At 66.0% G+C, this 20,034-nt stretch carries 16 protein-coding genes; 14 read left to right on the forward strand and 2 right to left on the reverse strand.

The genetic code is table 11. The features are described from left to right. Positions 1–95: 95 nt before the first annotated feature. The 9 genes from LQV39_RS09315 (at position 96) to LQV39_RS09355 (ending at position 11,429) form a co-directional block, all read left to right on the forward strand. Positions 96–1,748: a diguanylate cyclase gene (locus LQV39_RS09315; protein WP_230024493.1), complete on the forward strand. Its 1,653-nt coding sequence runs from the start codon at positions 96–98 to the stop codon at positions 1,746–1,748. A gap of 112 nt (positions 1,749–1,860) precedes the next feature. Beyond that, positions 1,861–2,679, forward strand: coding sequence for an endonuclease/exonuclease/phosphatase family protein (locus LQV39_RS09320; protein ID WP_230024504.1), 819 nt, complete (start codon positions 1,861–1,863; stop codon positions 2,677–2,679). 6 nt (positions 2,680–2,685) lie between these two features. After that, positions 2,686–3,846, forward strand: a complete 1,161-nt coding sequence (clsB, locus tag LQV39_RS09325; RefSeq protein WP_230024511.1) for a cardiolipin synthase ClsB — start codon at positions 2,686–2,688, stop codon at positions 3,844–3,846. Positions 3,847–3,862: 16 nt separating this feature from the next. Then, entirely contained in the window at positions 3,863–4,252 is a 390-nt protein-coding gene (locus LQV39_RS09330; RefSeq protein WP_230024518.1) for an RNA-binding S4 domain-containing protein, read from the forward strand. Between the two features lie 121 nt (positions 4,253–4,373). Next, the gene (locus tag LQV39_RS09335; protein WP_230024971.1) at positions 4,374–4,973 is read left to right on the forward strand and encodes a TetR/AcrR family transcriptional regulator; all 600 of its coding nucleotides are present in this window, start codon (positions 4,374–4,376) and stop codon (positions 4,971–4,973) included. A gap of 32 nt (positions 4,974–5,005) precedes the next feature. Then, the gene (locus tag LQV39_RS09340) at positions 5,006–6,796 is read left to right on the forward strand and encodes an acyl-CoA dehydrogenase C-terminal domain-containing protein (RefSeq protein ID WP_230024524.1); all 1,791 of its coding nucleotides are present in this window, start codon (positions 5,006–5,008) and stop codon (positions 6,794–6,796) included. Between the two features lie 123 nt (positions 6,797–6,919). Continuing rightward, the gene (locus LQV39_RS09345; RefSeq protein WP_230024526.1) at positions 6,920–9,316 is read left to right on the forward strand and encodes a 3-hydroxyacyl-CoA dehydrogenase/enoyl-CoA hydratase family protein; all 2,397 of its coding nucleotides are present in this window, start codon (positions 6,920–6,922) and stop codon (positions 9,314–9,316) included. 25 nt (positions 9,317–9,341) lie between these two features. Continuing rightward, entirely contained in the window at positions 9,342–10,538 is a 1,197-nt protein-coding gene (locus LQV39_RS09350) for an acetyl-CoA C-acyltransferase (protein WP_230024528.1), read from the forward strand. A gap of 117 nt (positions 10,539–10,655) precedes the next feature. Further along, the gene (locus LQV39_RS09355) at positions 10,656–11,429 is read left to right on the forward strand and encodes an enoyl-CoA hydratase (RefSeq protein ID WP_230024530.1); all 774 of its coding nucleotides are present in this window, start codon (positions 10,656–10,658) and stop codon (positions 11,427–11,429) included. Positions 11,430–11,447: 18 nt separating this feature from the next. On the opposite strand, the gene LQV39_RS09360 is transcribed toward LQV39_RS09355, so the two are convergent. After that, positions 11,448–11,867: a DUF3395 domain-containing protein gene (locus LQV39_RS09360; protein WP_230024532.1), complete on the reverse strand. Its 420-nt coding sequence runs from the start codon at positions 11,865–11,867 to the stop codon at positions 11,448–11,450. 79 nt (positions 11,868–11,946) lie between these two features. Then, a complete protein-coding gene (gene cysS, locus LQV39_RS09365) occupies positions 11,947–13,323 on the reverse strand; it encodes a cysteine--tRNA ligase (RefSeq protein WP_230024534.1) in 1,377 nt (458 codons plus the stop codon). Positions 13,324–13,540: 217 nt separating this feature from the next. On the opposite strand from cysS, the gene LQV39_RS09370 reads away from it, so the two are divergent. The 5 genes from LQV39_RS09370 (at position 13,541) to LQV39_RS09390 (ending at position 20,032) form a co-directional block, all read left to right on the forward strand. Continuing rightward, the gene (locus LQV39_RS09370; RefSeq protein WP_230024536.1) at positions 13,541–15,442 is read left to right on the forward strand and encodes a diguanylate cyclase; all 1,902 of its coding nucleotides are present in this window, start codon (positions 13,541–13,543) and stop codon (positions 15,440–15,442) included. A 66-nt stretch (positions 15,443–15,508) separates the two neighbouring features. Beyond that, the gene (locus tag LQV39_RS09375; protein ID WP_230024538.1) at positions 15,509–16,411 is read left to right on the forward strand and encodes a LysR substrate-binding domain-containing protein; all 903 of its coding nucleotides are present in this window, start codon (positions 15,509–15,511) and stop codon (positions 16,409–16,411) included. Positions 16,412–16,545: 134 nt separating this feature from the next. Beyond that, the gene (locus LQV39_RS09380; protein ID WP_230024540.1) at positions 16,546–17,877 is read left to right on the forward strand and encodes an MFS transporter; all 1,332 of its coding nucleotides are present in this window, start codon (positions 16,546–16,548) and stop codon (positions 17,875–17,877) included. Positions 17,878–17,888: 11 nt separating this feature from the next. After that, a complete protein-coding gene (locus LQV39_RS09385; RefSeq protein ID WP_230024542.1) occupies positions 17,889–19,100 on the forward strand; it encodes a CaiB/BaiF CoA-transferase family protein in 1,212 nt (403 codons plus the stop codon). After that, the gene (locus LQV39_RS09390; RefSeq protein WP_230024544.1) at positions 19,097–20,032 is read left to right on the forward strand and encodes a hydroxymethylglutaryl-CoA lyase; all 936 of its coding nucleotides are present in this window, start codon (positions 19,097–19,099) and stop codon (positions 20,030–20,032) included. The genes LQV39_RS09385 and LQV39_RS09390 overlap by 4 nt, the downstream gene beginning before the upstream one ends. The last annotated feature ends 2 nt before the right edge of the window (positions 20,033–20,034 follow it).

Here is a 20,034-nt window from a genome sequence, read left to right on the forward strand (position 1 = left end):
CAAAATCTATGCTATGTTTGCTCGCACTTGAGTGAGATACATATCTGCCCAGCCGCATGCGCAGTAAAAAGAACATAAAATTTGCCGCACTGGCCGTGTTTCTCGTGATGGTGCTGGTGGCGGCGGTGCCCTTCTGGCTGGACCGCTCCACGACGGCCCTGGTCCATGACTTGCGCGCGGAGCTGGAGCAGCAGCAGCGCGTCGACAGCATCCTGGATATGCTGCGCGATGCCGAAACCGGCCAGCGCGGCTTCATCATCACCGGCAACGAAGTCTTCCTCGAACCCTGGCGCCACGCAGAGCAGGCGCTGCCGGCCGCCATCCGCGAGGCCAAGGACAAGGCCGGCAGCGATGCCGAGCGGGCCAATCTGCGGCACATCGCGCGCCTGGCCGAGCTCAAGCTGGCCGAACTCGACGAGACCATCGCCGTCCGCCGCGCCGAGGGCTTTGCGAAGACCGCGCAAACCGTCGGCTCGATGCGCGGCAAGGCCTACATGGACGAATTGCGCCGCCTGGTGGCGGCGCGCCACGTGCGCACCGAGGCGCGGCGCGCCGAGCTGCGCACCGAGATGCTGGCGGCCTCGCGCCGGTCCTTCATGGTGAGCCTGGCCGCCACCCTCATCAATATCTGCGTGTTCGGCGCGCTGCTGGTGGTCCTGGCGCGCATGCTGCGCGAGCGCCGCGACACCGCGCTCCAGCTCGAGCACAAGGCCGAGCAGCTGGCCAGCGCGGTCGAAGTGGGCACGCGCCAGAACCGCGAACTCAGGATCGTCGCCGAGATGCTGCGCGCAGTCGAAGCCATGCCATCCAGCCTGGATACCGGGGCGGTCGTGGCGCGCGGCTTCGCCAGGCTGCTGCCCGGCGCTGGCGGCACCTTCTTCGCGCTGGACGGCGACGACGAGGGCACGCTGCACCAGCTGTCGCGCTGGGGCGATGCCTCCGCCCAGCCGTCCGAGATGACGCAGGACGACTGCTGGGCTCTGCAGCACGGCACGCAATACAAGACCTCGGGCTGCGACAGGCCATCCTGCGCGCATTACCGCAGCCACGGCGGCGACGGCAAGGGCGGCATGCGCCTGTGCGTGCCGCTGGTCACGCACGACGAACTGATCGGCCTGGTCCACCTCGAAGACCTGGCGCGCGAAGCCGGCGTGCGCGAAGAGCAGGAACAGCTGGCCGTGACGGTGGCCGAGCAGCTGGCGCTCGCCCTCGGCAACGCCAGGCTGCGCGAATCGCTGCGCCGCCAGTCGGTGCTGGATCCGCTGACGGGCCTGTTCAACCGCCGCTACTTCGACGAGACCCTCAGGCGCGAGCTGGCGCGTTCGCGGCGCATGGCCTCGCCGCTGTCGCTGGTGGTGCTCGACGTCGATCACTTCAAGCGCGTCAACGACGGCTTCGGGCATGCCGCCGGCGATGCGGTGCTGCGCGCGATCGCCCAGCTGGTGCGGCAATCGATCCGCTACTGCGACGTCGCCTGCCGCTACGGCGGCGAAGAGCTGGTGATCCTGATGCCGGACTGCGCGCAGTCGGATGCGCTAAGGCGCGCGGAGTCGCTGCGCGCCGATATCGCGGGCGCGCCGCCGATGAACGACGGCGCCGGCCCGGACACCATCACGGCCTCGTTCGGCGTCGCTGAGTTCCCGCTCCACGGCCCCGATGCCGAAGCGCTGTTCCGGGCCGCCGACCAGGCCATGTACCGCGCCAAGCGGGAGGGGCGCAACCGCGTCGTACGCGCTGCCCAGCCCTAAATACGTGCCTTGGAGAAATAAGTGCAGGCCAGGGTGCTGGCCGCGTCCTGACGTGCCGCACGATTGGCGCGCTTACCGGGAGAACACGGAATGATGGGGTTAAAATGTTCCCATGAAAATTCGTGTTGCGACCTATAACATCCATAAAGGCGTCTCTTCTTTCCGCAGCACCCCGCGTGTGGTGGCGCTGAAGAAGGCCATCGGCATGTTCGATGCGGATGTCGTGTTCCTGCAGGAAGTGCAGGGCCGGCACGACCGCTACCAGGCACGCTATGGCGAGAAGGTGCGCAGTCCCCATCACCACTGGCCGGAGAAGGCCCAGCACGAGTTCTTTGCCGGCGAGTCGCTGCATTCCGCCTACGGCATGAACGCGGTCTACGACCATGGCCACCACGGCAATGCGCTGCTGTCCTGCTACCCGATCGCCAACGAGCATAACCACGACGTTTCCGACCACGCCTACGAGCAGCGCGGCATCCTGCACTGCGCGCTGGACACGCCGGTCGGCAAGGTGCACTGCTATGTGGTCCACCTGGGCCTGTTCGAAGGCAGCCGCCGGCGCCAGACCGACGCCCTGATCAGCGCCGTCAACGATTCGGCGCCGAACGGCGAGCCGGTCATCATCGCCGGCGACTTCAACGACTGGCGCAATACCCTGTCCGACTGCCTGCGCCTGAAGCTGGGCGTGGTCGAGGTGTTCGACGAGCTGGAAAAACGGTCCTCGAAGATCGGCGAGCTGGTGCGCAACGTGGCCGGCCGCGAGCGCCGCCTGGTGCCGGCGCGGACCTTCCCCGCCGCCATGCCCTGGTTCCGCCTCGACCGCATCTATGTGCGCGGCTTCAAGGTCGAACAGGCGGAAGTCCTGCACGGGCCGCAATGGGCCAAGCTGTCGGACCACGCGCCCATCGTCGCCAACCTGCAGCTGTCCTGAGCGCCCATGCGATCGGTCCCTTACGTCGCCAATAACGACGTCAAGCTACTGGAAAGCGGCGGCAACTATTTCAAGGAACTGCTGGCCGCGATCGATTCGGCCAGGCAGGAGATCCTCTTCGAGACCTATATCTACGCCGAGGACGAGACCGCGCGCGCCGTCACCGACGCCTTGATCCGCGCCGCCAAGCGGGATGTCAAGGTGCGCGTGCTGGTCGACTGGTTCGGCACCGGCCGCCGCACGGCCGCCCGCCTGGGCGAGGAATTCGCCCGGCACTGCGTGCACTACCGCATGTTCAACCGCTGGTTCCGGCGCGGCGCCGCGCGCAGCCACCGCAAGATCTGCGTGGTGGACGGCGAGACCGCTTTCGTGGGCGGCATCAATACCAACGACGACACCCTGTGCGACTACGCGCCCTATAAGCCGCTGCCGGCGCCGCGCTGGGATTTCGCGGTGCGCGTGCGCGGCCCGCTGGTGGAGCGCATCCACCGCGAGGCCCAGGCTCAGTGGACCCGCGCCGGCCACCTGAACATCAAGCATCGCTACCACCTGTTCAAGGAAACCCGCAAGCAGGCGCCGGGGCAGGGCGAGCATCCGATGCGCGCCGGCTTCGTGGTGCGCGACAACCTGCGCAACCGCCGTACCATCCAGCGCGCCTACCTGCAGGCCATCGGCCGCGCCCGCAAGCGGGTGCTGATGGCCACGCCATACTTTGCACCGGGACTCAAATTCCGCCAGGCGCTGGCGCAGGCTGCGCGGCGCGGGGTCGACGTCTGCCTCTTGATCGGCGTGGGCGAATTCCGCATGCAGGATGCGGTGGCGAGCTCCTTCTACCCGCAGCTGCTGGCGGCGGGCGTGCGCATCGTCGAATACCGCAAGACCCAGCTGCACGCCAAGGTGGCGGTGGTCGACCATGACTGGGCCACGGTCGGCTCCAGCAACTGCGACGGCCTGTCCCTGTTCGTGAATCAGGAAGCGAACGTGGTGGTGCGCGACGCCGCTTTCGCCTCCAGCATGGCCAAGCAGATCGAGCGCGGCATCGCCGACGGTGTGCCGGTCGGGCTGGATGATTTGAGGCAACTCGGATGGGTGCGCCGTACAGGCCACGAAATCGCCTATCTTTTGTATAAACTGACGATGCGGATCTTTACCATCGGCTATGCCTGAGCAAGAACTGTGATTTATGACCGATAACGACAACGTACGGATCGACAAATGGCTGTGGGCGGCGCGCTTTTTCAAGACGCGCTCGCTGGCCGCGGAGGCGGTCGACCGTGGGCGCATCAAGATCAATGCCGAGAACGTCAAGCCGGCGCGTTCGGTGAAGCTGGGCGACAAGATCCTGATCGATAATGGCTCGACCCGCTGGGAAGTGATCGTGCAAGGCCTGTCCGGCACGCGCGGCCCGGCCCCGGTGGCGCAGGCGCTTTACCGCGAAACCGAAGTCAGCATCCAGAAACGCGCCAACGACCAGGAAGCCCGCCGCCTGGCCCCGGAGCCCAGCAGCACGATCAAGGGGCGCCCCACCAAGCGTGACCGCCGCGCGATCGAACGGGCCGGGGACGAGCAATAGAACAGCGCCTCTAAACTTCCCGTTTGACATTTCCAGGCTGGTAGATAATAGTACGAGCGTTCGGATTTTTTCTCGCTTCAAACGGGGGTCTCGTATTAACACTTCAGCCAAATCCATGGTCATGCGCAAGGGCGAGATGACGCGTGCAGCGATTCTCGACGTTGCGCTCGAACTCGCCAGCCGCGACGGCCTCGAGGGACTCACGATCGGCCTGCTGGCCGACCGCATGAGCATGAGCAAATCGGGCGTGTTCGCCCACTTCGGTTCGCGCGAAGACCTGCAGATCGAAGTGCTGAAACTCTACCACCGCCGCTTCGAGCAGGAAGTGTTCGTCCCCAGCATCAAGGAGCCGCGTGGCCTGCCGCGCCTGGAAGCCATGTTCAAGCACTGGCTCAAGCGCGTCTCGGTCGAAATCGCCTCCGGCTGCATCTATATCAGCGGCGCCGTCGAATACGACGACCGCCCGGGTCCGATCCGCGACGAGCTGGTCGGCATGGTGCGGATCTGGCAGGGCGCCCTGGTGCGCTGCGCCCAGCAGGCCGTCGATTGCGGCGACCTGAAAGCGGATACCGACCCGCAGCAGCTGGTGTACGAGATGTATGGCCTGGTGCTGGCGGTGCACCACGATGCGCGCTTCCTGCGCATCCCCGGCGCCCCCGACCGCGCGCATCGCGGCTTCGCGCGCCTGATCGAGAATTACCGCAATCCCACTACCAAATAACCACCAATCATTACCTTCGTCAGGAGAACAACATGGGTCAGTACGTCGCGCCAATCCGGGATATGCAGTTCGTTCTGCATGAATTCCTGAACGTCACCGAGGAGTTCAAGAACCTGCCGGCGTACCAGGAAATCGACGCCGACATCATCAACCAGGTGCTCGAAGAAGGCGCGAAGTTCACGCAGGAAGTGCTGTTCCCGCTGAACCACTCCGGCGACCGCGAAGGCTGCCACTACGACGCGGCGACCAAGACCGTCACCACGCCGAAGGGCTTCAAGGAAGCGTATAAACAGTATGTCGATGGCGGCTGGGCCGCGCTGGCCTGCGATCCGGAATACGGCGGCCAGGGCCTGCCGGTCTCGCTGAACAACTCCTTCTACGAGATGCTGAACTCGGCCAACCAGGCCTGGACCATGTACCCGGGCCTGTCGCACGGCGCCTACGAGTGCCTGAAAGAGCACGGCACCGAAGAGCAGAAGAAGTTCTACCTGCCGAAGCTGGTCTCGGGCGAATGGACCGGCACCATGTGCCTGACCGAAGCCCACTGCGGCACCGACCTGGGCCTGCTGCGCTCGAAGGCCGAGCCGCAAGCCGACGGCACCTACAAGATCACCGGCTCGAAGATCTTCATCTCGGCCGGCGAACACGACGTCTCGGAAAACATCGTCCACCTGGTGCTGGCGCGCCTGCCGGACGCACCGGAAGGCTCGAAAGGCATCTCTCTGTTCCTGGTGCCGAAGTTCCTGCCGAACGCCGACGGTTCGATCGGCGAGCGCAACCCGATCTTCTGCGGCGCCATCGAAGAAAAGATGGGCATCCACGGTAACTCGACCTGCCAGATGAACCTGGACGGCGCAGTCGGCACCCTGATCGGCCAGCCGCACAAGGGCCTGAACGCGATGTTCGTGTTCATGAACGCCGCGCGCCTGGGCGTCGGCATGCAGTCGCTGGGCCTGACCGAAGTCGCCTACCAGAACGCGCTGGTGTATGCGAAAGACCGCATCCAGATGCGCAGCCTGTCGGGCCCGAAGGCGCCGGACAAGCCGGCCGACCCGATTATCGTGCACCCGGACGTGCGGCGCATGCTGCTGACGGCGAAAGCCTACGCCGAAGGCGCCCGCGCGCTGACCTCCTACGTCGCGCTGCAGATCGACCGCGAACTGAACCACCCGGACGAAGAAGTGCGCAAGGAAGCCGCCGGCGAAGTCGCGCTGCTGACGCCGATCGTCAAGGCCTTCATCACCGACAACGGCTGGATCGCGACCTCGGAAGCGATGCAGGTGTACGGCGGCCACGGCTACATCAGCGAGTGGGGCATGGAGCAGTACGTGCGCGACGCCCGTATCAACATGATCTACGAAGGCACCAACACCGTGCAGTCGCTGGACCTGCTGGGCCGTAAGATCCTGATGGACAACGGCGCCAAGCTGCGCGCCTTCGGCGAGAAGATCAAGAACTTCGTCGAAGAGAACGGCCTGGACGAGAACCTGTCCGAGTTCGTGACCCCGCTGGGCGAACTGGGCGAGAAGGTCACCAAGCTGACCATGGAAATCGGCATGAAGGCCTTCCAGAACCAGGACGAAGTCGGCGCCGCCGCCGTGCCTTACCTGCGCGTGGTCGGCCACCTGGTGTTCAGCTACTTCTTCGCGCAGATGGCGAAGATCGCTCTGGAGAAGAAGGATTCGGGCGACAAGTTCTACGAAGCCAAGCTGCACACCGCACGCTTCTACTTCGGCCGCCTGTACCCGGAAACCGCGATGCTGATTCGTCAGGCGCGTTCGGGTTCGGCGAATTTGCTGGCTATGGATGCTGATCTGTTCTAACCGCACCATCACGTAACCGCTTCCCGTCATCCCCGCGCAGGCGGGGATCCAAGTTTGCCGGCAAATCGACGAACTTGGATTCCCGCCTCCGCGGGAATGACGACTAAATTAAGGATAACGAGAATGTCCAATTTCATCGTCAAGAAAGTCGCCGTGCTGGGCGCCGGCGTGATGGGCGCGCAGATTGCCGCGCACTGCGTCAACGCCAAGGTTCCGGTCGTGCTGTTCGATTTGCCTGCCAAAGAGGGCAACAAGAATGGCATCGTCCTGAAGGCCATCGAAGGCCTGAAGAAGCTGTCGCCGGCCCCGCTGGGCAACAAGGAAGACGCCGCCCTGATCGAAGTCGCCAACTACGAGGACAACCTCGAACTGCTGGCCGGCTGCGACCTGATCATCGAAGCCATCGCCGAGCGCATGGACTGGAAGCATGACCTGTATAAAAAGGTCGCCCCGCACATCGGCGCCAACGCGATCTTCGCCTCGAACACCTCGGGCCTGTCGATCGAGAAACTGGCCGAAGGCTTCGACAGCGACCTGAAGGCGCGCTTCTGCGGCGTCCACTTCTTCAACCCGCCGCGCTACATGCACCTGGTCGAGCTGATCCCGACCGCGAGCACCCGTCCGGAAATCCTCGACCAGCTCGAGACCTTCCTGACCTCGACCCTGGGCAAGGGCGTCGTGCGTGCAAAAGACACCCCGAACTTCATCGCCAACCGCGTCGGCATCTTCGGCATGCTGGCCACCATCCACGAAGCCGAGAAGTTCGGCCTGAGCGTGGACGTGGTCGACGACCTGACCGGCGCAAAGCTGGGCCGCGCCAAGTCGGGCACCTTCCGCACTGCGGACGTGGTCGGCCTGGACACCATGGGCCACGTGATCAAGACCATGCAGGACACCCTGCAGGACGATCCTTTCTTCAGCCTGTACAAGACGCCGGACGTGCTGGCCAAGCTGATCGAAAAGGGCGCGCTGGGCCAGAAGACCGGCGGCGGCTTCTATAAAAAGGTCGGCAAGGAGATCCAGCGCCTGGACTTCGCCACCGGCGAATACGTGCCGGGCGGCGCCAAGGCCGCCGACATCGTCGGCCGCATCCTGAAAGAAAAGGACCCGGTCAAGAAGTTCAAGGCCATGCGCGAATCGACCAACCCGCAGGCGCAGTTCCTGTGGGCGATCTACCGCGACGCCTTCCACTACATCGCCGTCCACCTGGACACCATCGCCGACAACGCGCGCGACGTCGACTTCGCAATGCGCTGGGGCTTCGGCTGGAGCGTCGGCCCGTTCGAGACCTGGCAGGCCGCAGGCTGGACCCAGATCGCCCAGTGGGTGAAGGAAGACATCGAAGCCGGCAAGGCGCTGACCGACACCCCGCTCCCAAGCTGGGTGTTCAGCGCACCGGTGGCGGAGAAGGGCGTGCACACCGCCGAGGGTTCGTACTCGGTGTCGAAGAACGCCTATGTGCCGCTGTCCGACCTGCCGGTCTACAAGCGCCAGCAGTTCCGCGCGCCGGTCGTGGGCAGCACCACCGTCGACGCCAGGACCGCCGGCACCACCGTGTTCGAAGACGAATCCGTGCGCCTGTGGCACTCGGACGACGAAGTGCTGGTGATCTCGCTGAAGACCAAGATGCACGTGATCGGCGACGGCGTCATCAAGGGCATCAAGCGCGGCCTGGAAGAAGCGGAAAAGGGCTACAAGGGCCTGGTCATCTGGAACACCGACGCAGCCGAAGGCGGCGCCTTCTCGGCCGGCGCCGACCTGCAATCGGCCCTGCCGGCCTTCATGACCGGCGGCGCGAAGGCGATGGAGCCGATCGTGCGCGAGCTGCAGGACTGCTTCATGGCCATGAAGTACTCGAACATCCCGGTGGTGGCGGCCGTGGCCGGCCTGGCCCTGGGCGGCGGCTGCGAGATGGCGCTGCACGCATCGAAGCGCGTGGCCTCGATCGAGTCCTACATCGGCCTGGTCGAAGTGGGCGTCGGCCTGGTGCCGGCCGGCGGTGGCCTGAAGGAAGCGGCAGTCCGCGCTGCCGGCGAAGCCAAGGGCAACGACATCCTGCAATTCCTGAAGACCGGCTTCACCAACGCGGCCACCGCACAGGTGTCGAAATCGGCTCTCGAAGCGAAGGCCATGGGCTACCTGAAGGAAGACGACGTCATCGTCTTCAACCCGTACGAGCTGCTGCACGTGGCGAAAGTCACCGCGCGCTCGATGTTCGACGCCGGCTACCGCGCACCGCTGCGCCGCCCGGTCCCGGTCACCGGCCGCTACGGCTGGGCGACCATCCGCGGCCAGCTGGTCAACATGCGCGACGGCGGCTTCATCTCGGCCTATGACTACCAGCTGGGCGACACCATCGCCGAAATCGTCACCGGCGGCGACATCGACCAGGGCAGCTACGTCTCCGAGCAGTGGCTGCTGGACATGGAGCGCAAAGCCTTCATCTCGCTGCTGAACAATCCGAAGACCCAGGAACGCATCATGGGCATGATGCAGACCGGTAAGCCGGTGCGTAACTAAGTCGCCGACCACAAGGACTACTGACATGAGCAAACAACTTCAAGACGCATACATCGTCGCAGCGACCCGCACCCCGATCGGCAAGGCGCCGCGCGGCTTCTTCAACAAGACCCGTCCGGACGACCTGCTGATCGCCGCGATCAAGGGCGCCATGGCCGCCGTGCCGAACCTGGACCCGGCCCTGATCGTCGACGCCATCGTCGGCTGCTCGTTCCCTGAAGCGGAGCAGGGCTTCAACGTGGCGCGCCAGGCCGTCGTGATGGCCGGCCTGCCGACCACCGTCGGCGGCGTGACCGTCAACCGCTACTGCGCCTCGGGCATCACCGCCCTGGCGATGGCCGCGGACCGCATCCGCGTCGGTGAAGCCGACGTGATGATCGCCGGCGGCGTCGAATCGATGTCGATGGTGCCGATGATGGGCCACCACCCGTCCATCAACATGCGCGTGTTCGAGGACGAGAACGTCGGCCTCGCCTACGGCATGGGCCTGACCGCCGAGAAGGTGGCGCAGCAGTGGAAGGTGAGCCGCGAAGAGCAGGACGCCTTCGGCCTGGAATCGCACCGCAAGGCCATCGCCGCCCAGCAGGCTGGCTTCTTCAAGGACGAGATCACCCCGGTCGAGATCGTGACCCGCACGCCGAACCTGGCGACCGGCGAGATCACCGTCAAGCGCCGCACCGTCGACCTGGACGAAGGCCCGCGTGCCGACGCCAGCATGGAAGGCATGGCCAAGCTGAAGCCGGTGTTCGCCGCCAAAGGCTCGGTCACCGCCGCGACCTCGTCGCAGATGTCGGACGGCGCCGGCGCGCTGATCGTCGTCAGCGAGAAGATCCTGAAAGAGCACAACCTGACCCCGCTGGCCAAGTTCTCGTCGTTTGCCGTGCGCGGCGTGCCGCCGGAGATCATGGGCATCGGCCCGAAGGTCGCCATCCCGGCAGCGCTGGCGGCCGCCGGCATCACCCAGGACCAGCTGGACTGGATCGAGCTGAACGAAGCCTTCGCCGCCCAGGCGCTGGCCGTGATCCGCGACCTGAACCTGGATACCAGCAAGGTCAACCCGATGGGCGGCGCGATCGCCCTCGGCCACCCGCTGGGCGCAACCGGCGCGATCCGCGCCGCGACCGTGGTGCACGCCCTGCGCCGCAACAACCTGAAATACGGCATGGTCACCATGTGCGTCGGCGCCGGCATGGGCGCTGCGGGTATCATCGAGCGCGTGTAAACCAGGTAGGGTGGGGTCCATCAGGCCAGTGGCCTGATGGACCCCACCTCACGATACAAAGAAGGGCGCTGCGGGCACAACCCCAGCGCCTTTTTTCTAAATAAACGGAGACCCTGAATGGACATCGTCACCACCACCGCCAACGGCATCCTGACCATCGAATTCAACCGCCCCGAGCGCAAGAACGCCATCACCGGCGCCATGTACACCGCCATGGCCGAAGCCCTGCGCGGCGCCGAGACCGACTCGCAAGTGCGCGCCATCCTCATCACCGGCAAGCCGGAGATCTTCACCGCCGGTAACGACCTCGACGACTTCCTCAACAACGTCGGCGAAGGCAAGATGACGGAATCCCGTCCGGTGTTCCAGTTCATGCAGGCGCTGGAAGGCTGCACCAAGCCCGTGATCGCCGCCGTCGCCGGCGCTGCGGTCGGCATCGGCACCACGATGCTGATGCACTGCGACCTGGTCTACGCCGCCGACACCGCCAAGTTCTCGATGCCCTTCAGCCAGCTGGGCCTGTGCCCGGAATTCGCCTCGTCGCTGCTGGTCGCGCAAGCCGCCGGCTACACCCGCGCGGCCGAAAAGCTGATGCTGGGCGAAGCCTTCCCGGCCCAGGAAGCCTTCGAGATGGGCATCGTCGCCAAAGTGCTGCCGGCCGCCGAACTGCTGGCCTTCGCACAGGGACAGGCCGCCAAGCTGGTCAAGCTGCCGGCCGCGTCCATCCGCACCACCAAGGCGCTGATGAAGCGTTCGCGCGCGGCGCTGGTGAAGGACACCATCGCGGCAGAGAACGAGCGCTTCAGCGCGATGCTGGTGGGTGGCGAGGCGAAGGAGGCGTTCACGGCCTTCTTCGAGAAGCGCAAGCCGGACTTCAGCAAGTTCGACTAAGCGCCGCAGCGCCAGGCATCAGCGGCCGCAGCGCAGGCGCAGTCGTTCGCCTTCGCGCGCGAAGGCCCGTGCCGATGCGCTGTCGCCGCAACGATAGACCAGGCGCAGGCGCTTTTGCTCGCCCGGCGCCGGGTCGCCGCACAGCTCGTTGTTGGCCACGACGGAACCGTGGTTGCGCTCGAGCTGGTCGCGCACGGCGCGGCGTGCATTGCAGGTGGCCCCGCGCGCGCCGTACTCGGCTTCTTCGATATGCAGGCGGCCCCAGGCGACAGGACCGTCCGGCCCGCCCTGGCCGCCGCGGGCCTCGCGCTGGCCCGCCGCGTAACCGTCCTCGTAGCCGCGGCGATATTCCGCGCTCTGGGCAAAGGCGGACGTGGTTGCAGCGGTCAAGGCCATCACCGCGGCGATACGGACAATGTGTCGGTGTGCGATATGCATGTGCTCCTCCCGTTCAGTTGATGAGGCATGCTAGCGTGCTGCCCAGCACGGTTCCGTGCGTACGCGTACATACAGAAGCTCATCCGGCAGGCGCCGCCACCGGACCTGCGGCCGTATCGCGCACGCTGAAACCCGCGGCCTCGATCGCCGCCCGCAGGACATCCGCATCCGCCCAGCGCTTTTCCACGCGCGCCTGCTGGCGGGCTTCGACCAGCGCACGCACCGCATCCGGCAGCGCGTGTTCCTCCGGCCTCCACGCATCCAGTCCGAGCCCCAGCACCCCGTCCAGCCAATCGAGCGTCGCTTTCTGCACCTCGCCAGGCAGATCGGATTTCAGCAGCTCCCAGGCCAGCGCCAAAGCCCGCGGCGTATTCAGATCGTCATTCAACTCCGCCAGCATGCGCTCGCGATAAGCCGGATCGGCCACGCCACCGGCCGGCAGCCGGTAATAGGCAAGCCGCAGCCGCCCCAGCGCCGTCTGCGCCGCCGCCAGCGCCGTCCACGAAAACACCAGCTTCGACCGGTAGTGCGCGCTCAAGACCAGATAGCGGTAAGCCAGCGGATCGAACCCACGCTCGACCAGCGTCCCCAGCCGGATGAAGCTGCCATCCGACTTCGACATCTTCTCGCTGTCGGCCAGCCGCAAGAACGACCCATGCAGCCAGTAACGCGCCGGCGGGTGGCCGTGGCAAGCCTCGTGCTGGGCGATCTCGTTCGAGTGGTGCACCGGCACGTGGTCCTCGCCGCCGATGTGGATATCGAACAGCGCGCCGAGGTAGCGGGTCGACATCGCGGAGCACTCGATGTGCCAGCCGGGAAAGCCGCGGCCCCAGGGGCTGTCCCATTCCATCTGCCGCTGCTCGTCGCCGCTGAACTTCCACAGCGCGAAGTCGGTCGGCGAGCGCTTGTCGCCGAGCCCGACGCGGTGGCCGGCGCGCAGGCCGGCGATGTCGAGCCGGGCCAGGTGGCCGTAGCGTTCCAGGCGCGCGGTGTCGAAGTAGATGCCGTCCGTGGTGCGATACGCAAAGCCCTGGCGTTCGATATCGGCGATGAATGCGATCTGCTCGGGGATGTGGTCGGTGGCGCGCGCCCAGATGGTGGGCGGCAGGATGCGCAGGCGTTCCAGGTCGCGCTGGAAGGCCTCGGTATAAAAGGCCGCGATGTCCCAGGCGCTGCGGCCGGTGCGCCGGCTGCCTTTTTCCATCTTGTCTTCGCCGGCATCCGCATCCGAAGTCAGGTGGCCGACGTCGGTGATGTTGACGACGTGCCTGAGCTCATAGCCGTTCAGCTGCAGCACGCGGCGGAGCAGGTCGCCGAACAGGTAAGTGCGCAGGTTGCCGATGTGAGCGTAGTCGTAGACCGTCGGGCCGCAGGCGTACAGGCCGGCGCGGCCGGGCTCCAGCGATTCGAAAGGGCGCAGGCGGCGCTCGTAGGTGTCGTACAACATCAGCGGCATGAAGGGCTCCAGAAATGAAAAAGGCCACAGGAGAAGGTTCTCGCTGTGGCCCATAGAAACGGTGGATGTGAAAAGACAATCGCTGGCTTCTATGGCCGGCGCGGACACACTCCAGAGTTGATCGCTTGATTTCGCATCGTTTTAGTGTAGCACGCGATTGGGGGCTGTTGCGTCAAGATCATGTATATTTCCAACAGTCACTTTTTATGTTTACATCATGTTCAATTTCCCGGTTTTTCGCGCGATGGCAGCACGCGCAGTGCTCATGGCACCGCTATGGTTCGCGGCGGGGTCTGCACACGCTGACCTCGCCCAACAACTGGCCGCTATCGACCGTGAGGCTGAGCGCGACGTCCCTGGAGCGCTGGCCAAGCTCGAAACCCTGGCGGCCGAGGCCAGGGTGCGCCGCGCCGATGCGGACTACCGGGAAATTCAAACGGCACGCTGCTGGATCCTGGGCTATACCGATGCCGCCGGCGCGCTTGCCCTGGCAACTACGGAGATAGCCAAACCTGTATTCCGCGATGACGCCTCGCTGCATGTTTGCCGGGGCTACGCCTACGAGCAGTTGCAACGGAACGAGGATGCGCTGGCCGAATATGAATTCGGTGTCGAACAGGCGGGGCGCATGCATGACCAGAAGGCGCTTGCGCGTGCGCTTGCCCTGCGCGGCGAGCAACGCTATGTGCGCGGGCTGTATGCGGATGCGATTGCCGACCTCAAGGCCAGCTACGAACTGGAGCGGGCACTGGACGATGCAAGTCATCAGCGTTACGTGCTGAATGCCTTGGCCAACCTGTATGCCGATCCCGAAGTCCGGGACTTCGACAATGCCATCGAGACCTACCGCAAGCTCCTGGCCGCCAACGAAGCGGCCGGCAATGTGCGTGGCCAGGCGACGACGCATTTCAACATCGCCAGTACTTATGAAAATCAGGGCCGGCTACCGCTGGCGCGCCGGCATTTCGAACTAGCCCTGGCCTTGGAAGCCCAGCGTGCGGCGGCCGAACACAGTCCGGTCGATCTCGAGGCCGACCTGGCCAACGACAAGCGGGCATATGCCGTCGTGCTGTCGAAGATGGGCGAACACGCCAAAGCGCTTGCGATGCTCGATGCCGTGCTGGCCACCCTGCAGTCCCGGTATGCATCCGACAAGACGGCGATCGCCGCGGCACGCTTGTCGCGCGGCGCGGCCTACCGGCGGGCCGGCCGTCATGCCGATGCGCTGGCCGATCTCGATGCGGCGCTCCTTCATTTCGGCCCTATTCACAACATACGCTTCCTGAAGAAAATCCAGGAAGAGCGCGCCGCCGCGTTCGGCCAGGCGGGCGACTGGCGTAACGCCTTTTCGGCGCAACAGGGCATGCTGGAGGCGCAGCAGGCCATCGACAAGCAGAAGCTGGATGAACGGACCACGCGCCTGCGCATCCAGTTCCAGTCCGAACAGGCCAGGCTGCGTAATGCGGAACTACAGCACCAGAACATCCTGCAGCTGCGTGACCTCGAGAGCACGGCACGGGTCAGGCGCTGGCAGGCGGCGGCTCTTGCAGCCAGCCTCGCGCTGATTGTCTTGTTGAGCGTATTGGTGGTCCGGCAGCGCAGATTCAGCCGGAAGATGCGCGACCTTGCGCTGACCGACGAATTGACCCGCCTGCCAAACCGCCGCCACTTCATGGCTGTCGCGAACGATGCTTTTGCGCGAGCCGGCAAATCCCGGTCGCGACTGTCGCTTGCCGGGCTCGACATCGATTATTTTAAACGCATCAACGATCGCTACGGCCACGCCGTCGGCGACATTGTCCTGCAGCGGGTCGCCCATGTCCTGCGCAGCGCTCTGCGTCCCGGTGACACCATCGGACGGGTAGGTGGCGAGGAGTTCCTCTGCCTGCTGCCCGGGGCTTCCGAGCAGGATGCCTTGCAGGTTGCGGAGCGCCTCCGGCAAGCAGTGCTCGACATCGATTGCAGCGACCTGCCTGCGGGCCTGGCGCCCAGCATCAGCATCGGCGTAACCGAGAACATCCCGGAGGTCGACAGCCTGGACCTGTTGTGCCAGCGCGCCGACCATGCTTTGTACCGCGCCAAGGACAAGGGCCGCAACCGGGTCGAACTGGCCGCTTGAGAGCTGGCGATTGCCAGCCACGCCAGCGCGCTGCACAATGGGAAAGTCCGATTGCTACGCGCCGCCATGAACCTGCACCGTCTCGACCTCGTCTCGCTTTCCCTGTTCAGCCATATCGTCCGCTCCGGCAGCATCAGCAAGGGCGCCGAGGCCGCGCACCTGGCGGTCGGCGCCGCCAGCAAGCGCATCTCGGACCTGGAAGCCGCCGTCGGCACCGCGCTGCTGGAGCGGCATGCGCGCGGCGTGCGCACCACTGCCGCCGGCGACGCGCTGGCGCGCCATGCGCAGCGCATCCTCGGCGACGTCAACCTGCTGGCGGCCGAGCTGCATGACCATGCCAGCGGCATCGTCGGCGTGGCGCGGTTGTGGGCGAATACCTCGGCCATCACCCAGTTCCTCCCTGGCGACATCGCCGCGTTCTCGCGCGCGAACCCGGCGATCCGGATCGAGCTGGAGGAGTTGAACAGCAGCGAAGTCGTGCTCGGCGTGCTGGAGGGCAGGGCGGACATCGGCATCTTCGCCGACCGCACGCCGGCCCTCGGCCTGCAGCTGATGCCCTACCGCGAGGACAGGCTGGTGCTGGTGGTGCCGGCCAGGCACCCGCTGGCGCGGCGCCGCGCGCTGGCCTTCGACGAGGCCGTCGATTACGACTTCGTCAGCCTGTCGCAGGGCACCTCGCTGGCGCGCCGCCTGGAGGCCGAGACGGAGGCGATGGGCCGGCGCCTGAAGCTGCGGATCCAGGTGCGCAGCTTCGACGCCATGTGCCAGATGGTGGCCGCCGGGCTGGGCGTGGCGGTGCTGCCGGCCGATGCGGTGCGCGCCCTGGTGCGTTCGCTCGACCTGCGCCAGATTCCGCTGAAGGATGCCTGGGCACGGCGCCAGCTTTTGATTGGCGTGCGTGACCTCGAAAGTCTGCCGCGGCATGCGCGCCAACTGGTCGAGCACCTGGCGCAGCCTGCGCACGCCTGATCCGATAGCAGCCGAGCTTTCGCGTTTCACGAAAGCTGGGTTCATGCCTTTGCGCTTCTGCGTTTGAAAGTCCGGTGCCAGAATTGCCATCATGACGTCATAGAACGTCGCCACGGCATTCAATCGGAGACATCATGGACAAGACCCTCAACGCCCCGCTCAGCGCGGCGGCCGGCACCACGCCCGAGCTGGCGCGCATCGTGAACAAGGTGGCATGGCGCATCATGCCGCTCATCATGATCTGCTACCTGTTCGCCTTCTTCGACCGCATCAACATCAGCTTCGCCAAGTTCGCGCTGCAGAGCAGCCTGTCGCTGTCCGACACCGCCTATGGCCTGGGCGCCGGCCTGTTCTCGGTCGGTTACGTGCTGTTCGAGGTGCCCAGCAACATGATGCTGTACAAGGTCGGCGCGCGGCGCTGGATCGCCCGCATCATGGTCTCCTGGGGCATCGCCACCGCGCTGATGGCGCTGGTGCAGACCGAATGGCAGTTCTATACGCTGCGCTTCATCATTGGCGCCATGGAAGCCGGCTTCGCGCCCGGCGTGCTGTACTTCCTGACCCTGTGGTTCCCGACCGCTTACCGCGGCCGCATCACATCGATGCTGTTCCTGGCCTCGGCCTTCTCCGGCCTGGTCGGCGCGCCCGCCGCCGGCCTGGTGCTGGGCCACATGGACGGCGCACTCGGCATGGCCGGCTGGCACTGGCTGTTCCTGGTCGGCGGCCTGCCCTGCATCCTGCTCGGCGCCGTGGTCTACCTGACGCTGAAAGATCGGGTCGAGGATGCCAGCTGGCTGGCGCCGCATGAACGCAGCCTGCTGGCCGCGCGCATCGCCGAGCAGAACCGCCACATCGGCAGCCACTCGCTGTTCGGCGCGCTCAAGACGCCCGGCTTCCTGACCCTGGGCCTGGTCTACTTCCTGATCCAGGTGAGCTCCTACGGCCTGAATTTCTGGGCGCCGCACATGATCCGCAGCGCTGGCACCACCAATCCGACCATGATCGGCCTGCTCACCGCGGTGCCTTATCTGTGCGGCGCGATTGCGATGGTGGCGGTGGGCCGCCTGTCGGACGCCAGCGGCGAGCGCCGCAAATTCGTGATCGGCCTGGTGGTGCTGGGCGCCATCGGCTTCTGCTGCGCCGGCCTGTTCGACCACCAGCCGGCCCTGCTGCTGGCGGCGCTGGCCGTGATGGGCGCCGGCGTGGTGGCATCGATCCCGGCCTTCTGGGCGCTGCCGCCAAAACTCGTGACCGGCGCCGGCGCGGCGGGCGGCATCGCGCTGATCAATACCCTGGGCCAGCTGGGCGGCATCGTCAGCCCGGTGATGGTGGGACGCATCAAGGACGTCACCGGCAGCACGACGCCGGCCCTGTATGCGATCGCGGCCTTGAGCCTGGTGTGCGCCGCGGTGCTGGCCTTCGGCCTGCCGCAGCAGCTGCGCCAGCGCGAACATTCGGACAATTGAAGGGGAATACCATGACCGCTCCAAACATGATCTCCGAGCAGGCGCTGAAGGGCGTGCGCGTGATCGAGATGGGACAACTGATCGCCGGGCCCTTTGCCGGCAAGACCCTGGGTGAATTCGGCGCCGAGGTCATCAAGATCGAGGCGCCCGGCGCCGGCGACCCGCTGCGCAACTGGCGCATGATGAAGGATGGCACCTCGGTCTGGTGGCAGGTCCAGTCGCGCAACAAGCGCTCGGTGGCGCTCGACCTGCGCAGCAGCGAAGGCCAGGAAATCGCGCGCAAGCTGATCGCGGAGGCCGACGTGCTGGTCGAGAACTTCCGCCCGGGCACCCTGGAAAGCTGGGGCATGTCTTATGAAGCGCTGTCCGAACTGAACCCGGGCCTGGTCATGCTGCGCATCTCCGGCTACGGCCAGACCGGCCCTTACCGTGATCTGCCCGGCTTCGGCGCGATCGGCGAGGCCATGGGCGGCCTGCGCCACCTGACCGGCGAACCGGGACGCGTGCCGGTGCGCTGCGGGATCTCGATCGGCGATACCCTGGCGGCCCTGCACGGCACCATCGGCGTGCTGACCGCGCTCTACCACCGCAAGGTCAACGGCGGCAAAGGCCAGGTGATCGACGTCGCCCTGCACGAAGCCGTGTTCAACGTGATGGAAAGTCTGATCCCCGAGTACAGCGCGTTCGGCGCGGTGCGCGAGGCCGCGGGCAGCGCGCTGCCGGGCATCGCGCCGTCGAACGCCTACCGTTGCAGCGATGGCTATGTGCTGGTGGCCGGCAATGGCGACAGCATCTTCAAGCGCCTCATGATGGCGATCGGTCGCGCCGACCTGGCCGAGGCGCCTGACCTGGCCGACAACGCCGGCCGCGTCAAGCGCGTGGCCGAGCTGGATGCCGCGATCGAAGCCTGGACCGTCGAACGCAGCGTGGCCGGCGTACTGGCGGCGCTGGGCGAAGCCAAGGTCCCGGCCGGGAAGGTCTATACCGCGCAGGACATCGCCGAAGACCCGCATTACCGCGAGCGCGGCATGATCCTGACCCAGCAGACCCGCGAGGGCTATGAGGTCGAGGTGCCGGGCATCGTGCCCAAGCTGATGGGCACCCCGGGCGCGGTACGCTCGGCCGCGCCGCGCCTGGGCGAGGACACCGACGCGGTGCTGCGCGAGATCGGCCTGACGGAAGAGCAGATCGTGGCGCTGCGCGAACGCAAGGTGGTGGCATGAATCCCCGCCGCATCCACATCCAGGAAGTCGGCCTGCGCGACGGCTTGCAGGCCGAAAGCCGATTCGTGCCGACGATGGAGAAGATCGCCCTGGCCGATGCGCTCTCGAAGGCCGGCGTCGCCAAGCTCGAAGTGAGTTCCTTCGTTTCGCCGAAAGCGGTGCCGGTGCTGGCCGATGCGGTGGAGGTGTTCGCCGGGATCGAAAGAAAACCCGGCGTCGTCTACAGCGCCCTGGTGCCCAACCTGCGCGGTGCCGAGCGCGCCATCGAAGCCCGCGTCGATGAGATCAACCTGGTGATGTCGGCCAGCGAAAGCCACAACCTGAGCAACCTGCGCATGACGCGCGCGCAATCCTTCGCCGGCTTGCGGGACGTGGCGGCGCTTGCGCACAGCCATGGCATCAAGGTGAACGTCTCGCTGTCCTGCAGCTTCGGCTGCCCGATGGAAGGGGAGGTGGAACAGCAGACGGTGCTGGACTGGTGCACGCGCTTCGTCGACGAATTGCAGGTGCAGGGCATCACCCTGTGCGACACCACCGGCATGGCCTATCCGACCCAGGTGCGCGAGCTGACCGATAAAGTGCGCGCACGCTGGCCCGGCCTGGAGCTGACCCTGCACTTCCATAACACCCGCGGCATGGGCCTGGCGAATGTGCTGGCCGGGATCGACGCCGGCGCCGAGCGCTTCGACGCATCGCTGGGCGGCATCGGCGGCTGCCCGTATGCGCCGGGCGCCACCGGCAACGTCTGCACCGAGGAGATCGTGCATGCGCTGGAACTGATGGGCTACGACACCGGCGTCGACCTCGGCCAGCTCTTGAAGTCTGCGCACACGCTGGAAGACCTGCTCGGCCACGCCGTGCCGAGCCAGATCCTGAAAGCCGGCCGGCGCCTGGATCTGCATCCGGTGCCGCCGGCCCCGATCAAAGCCTGAGG

Origin of the sequence: Massilia sp. Bi118 (genome assembly GCF_918697865.1) — a bacterium.
GTDB lineage: Bacteria > Pseudomonadota > Gammaproteobacteria > Burkholderiales > Burkholderiaceae_D > Telluria.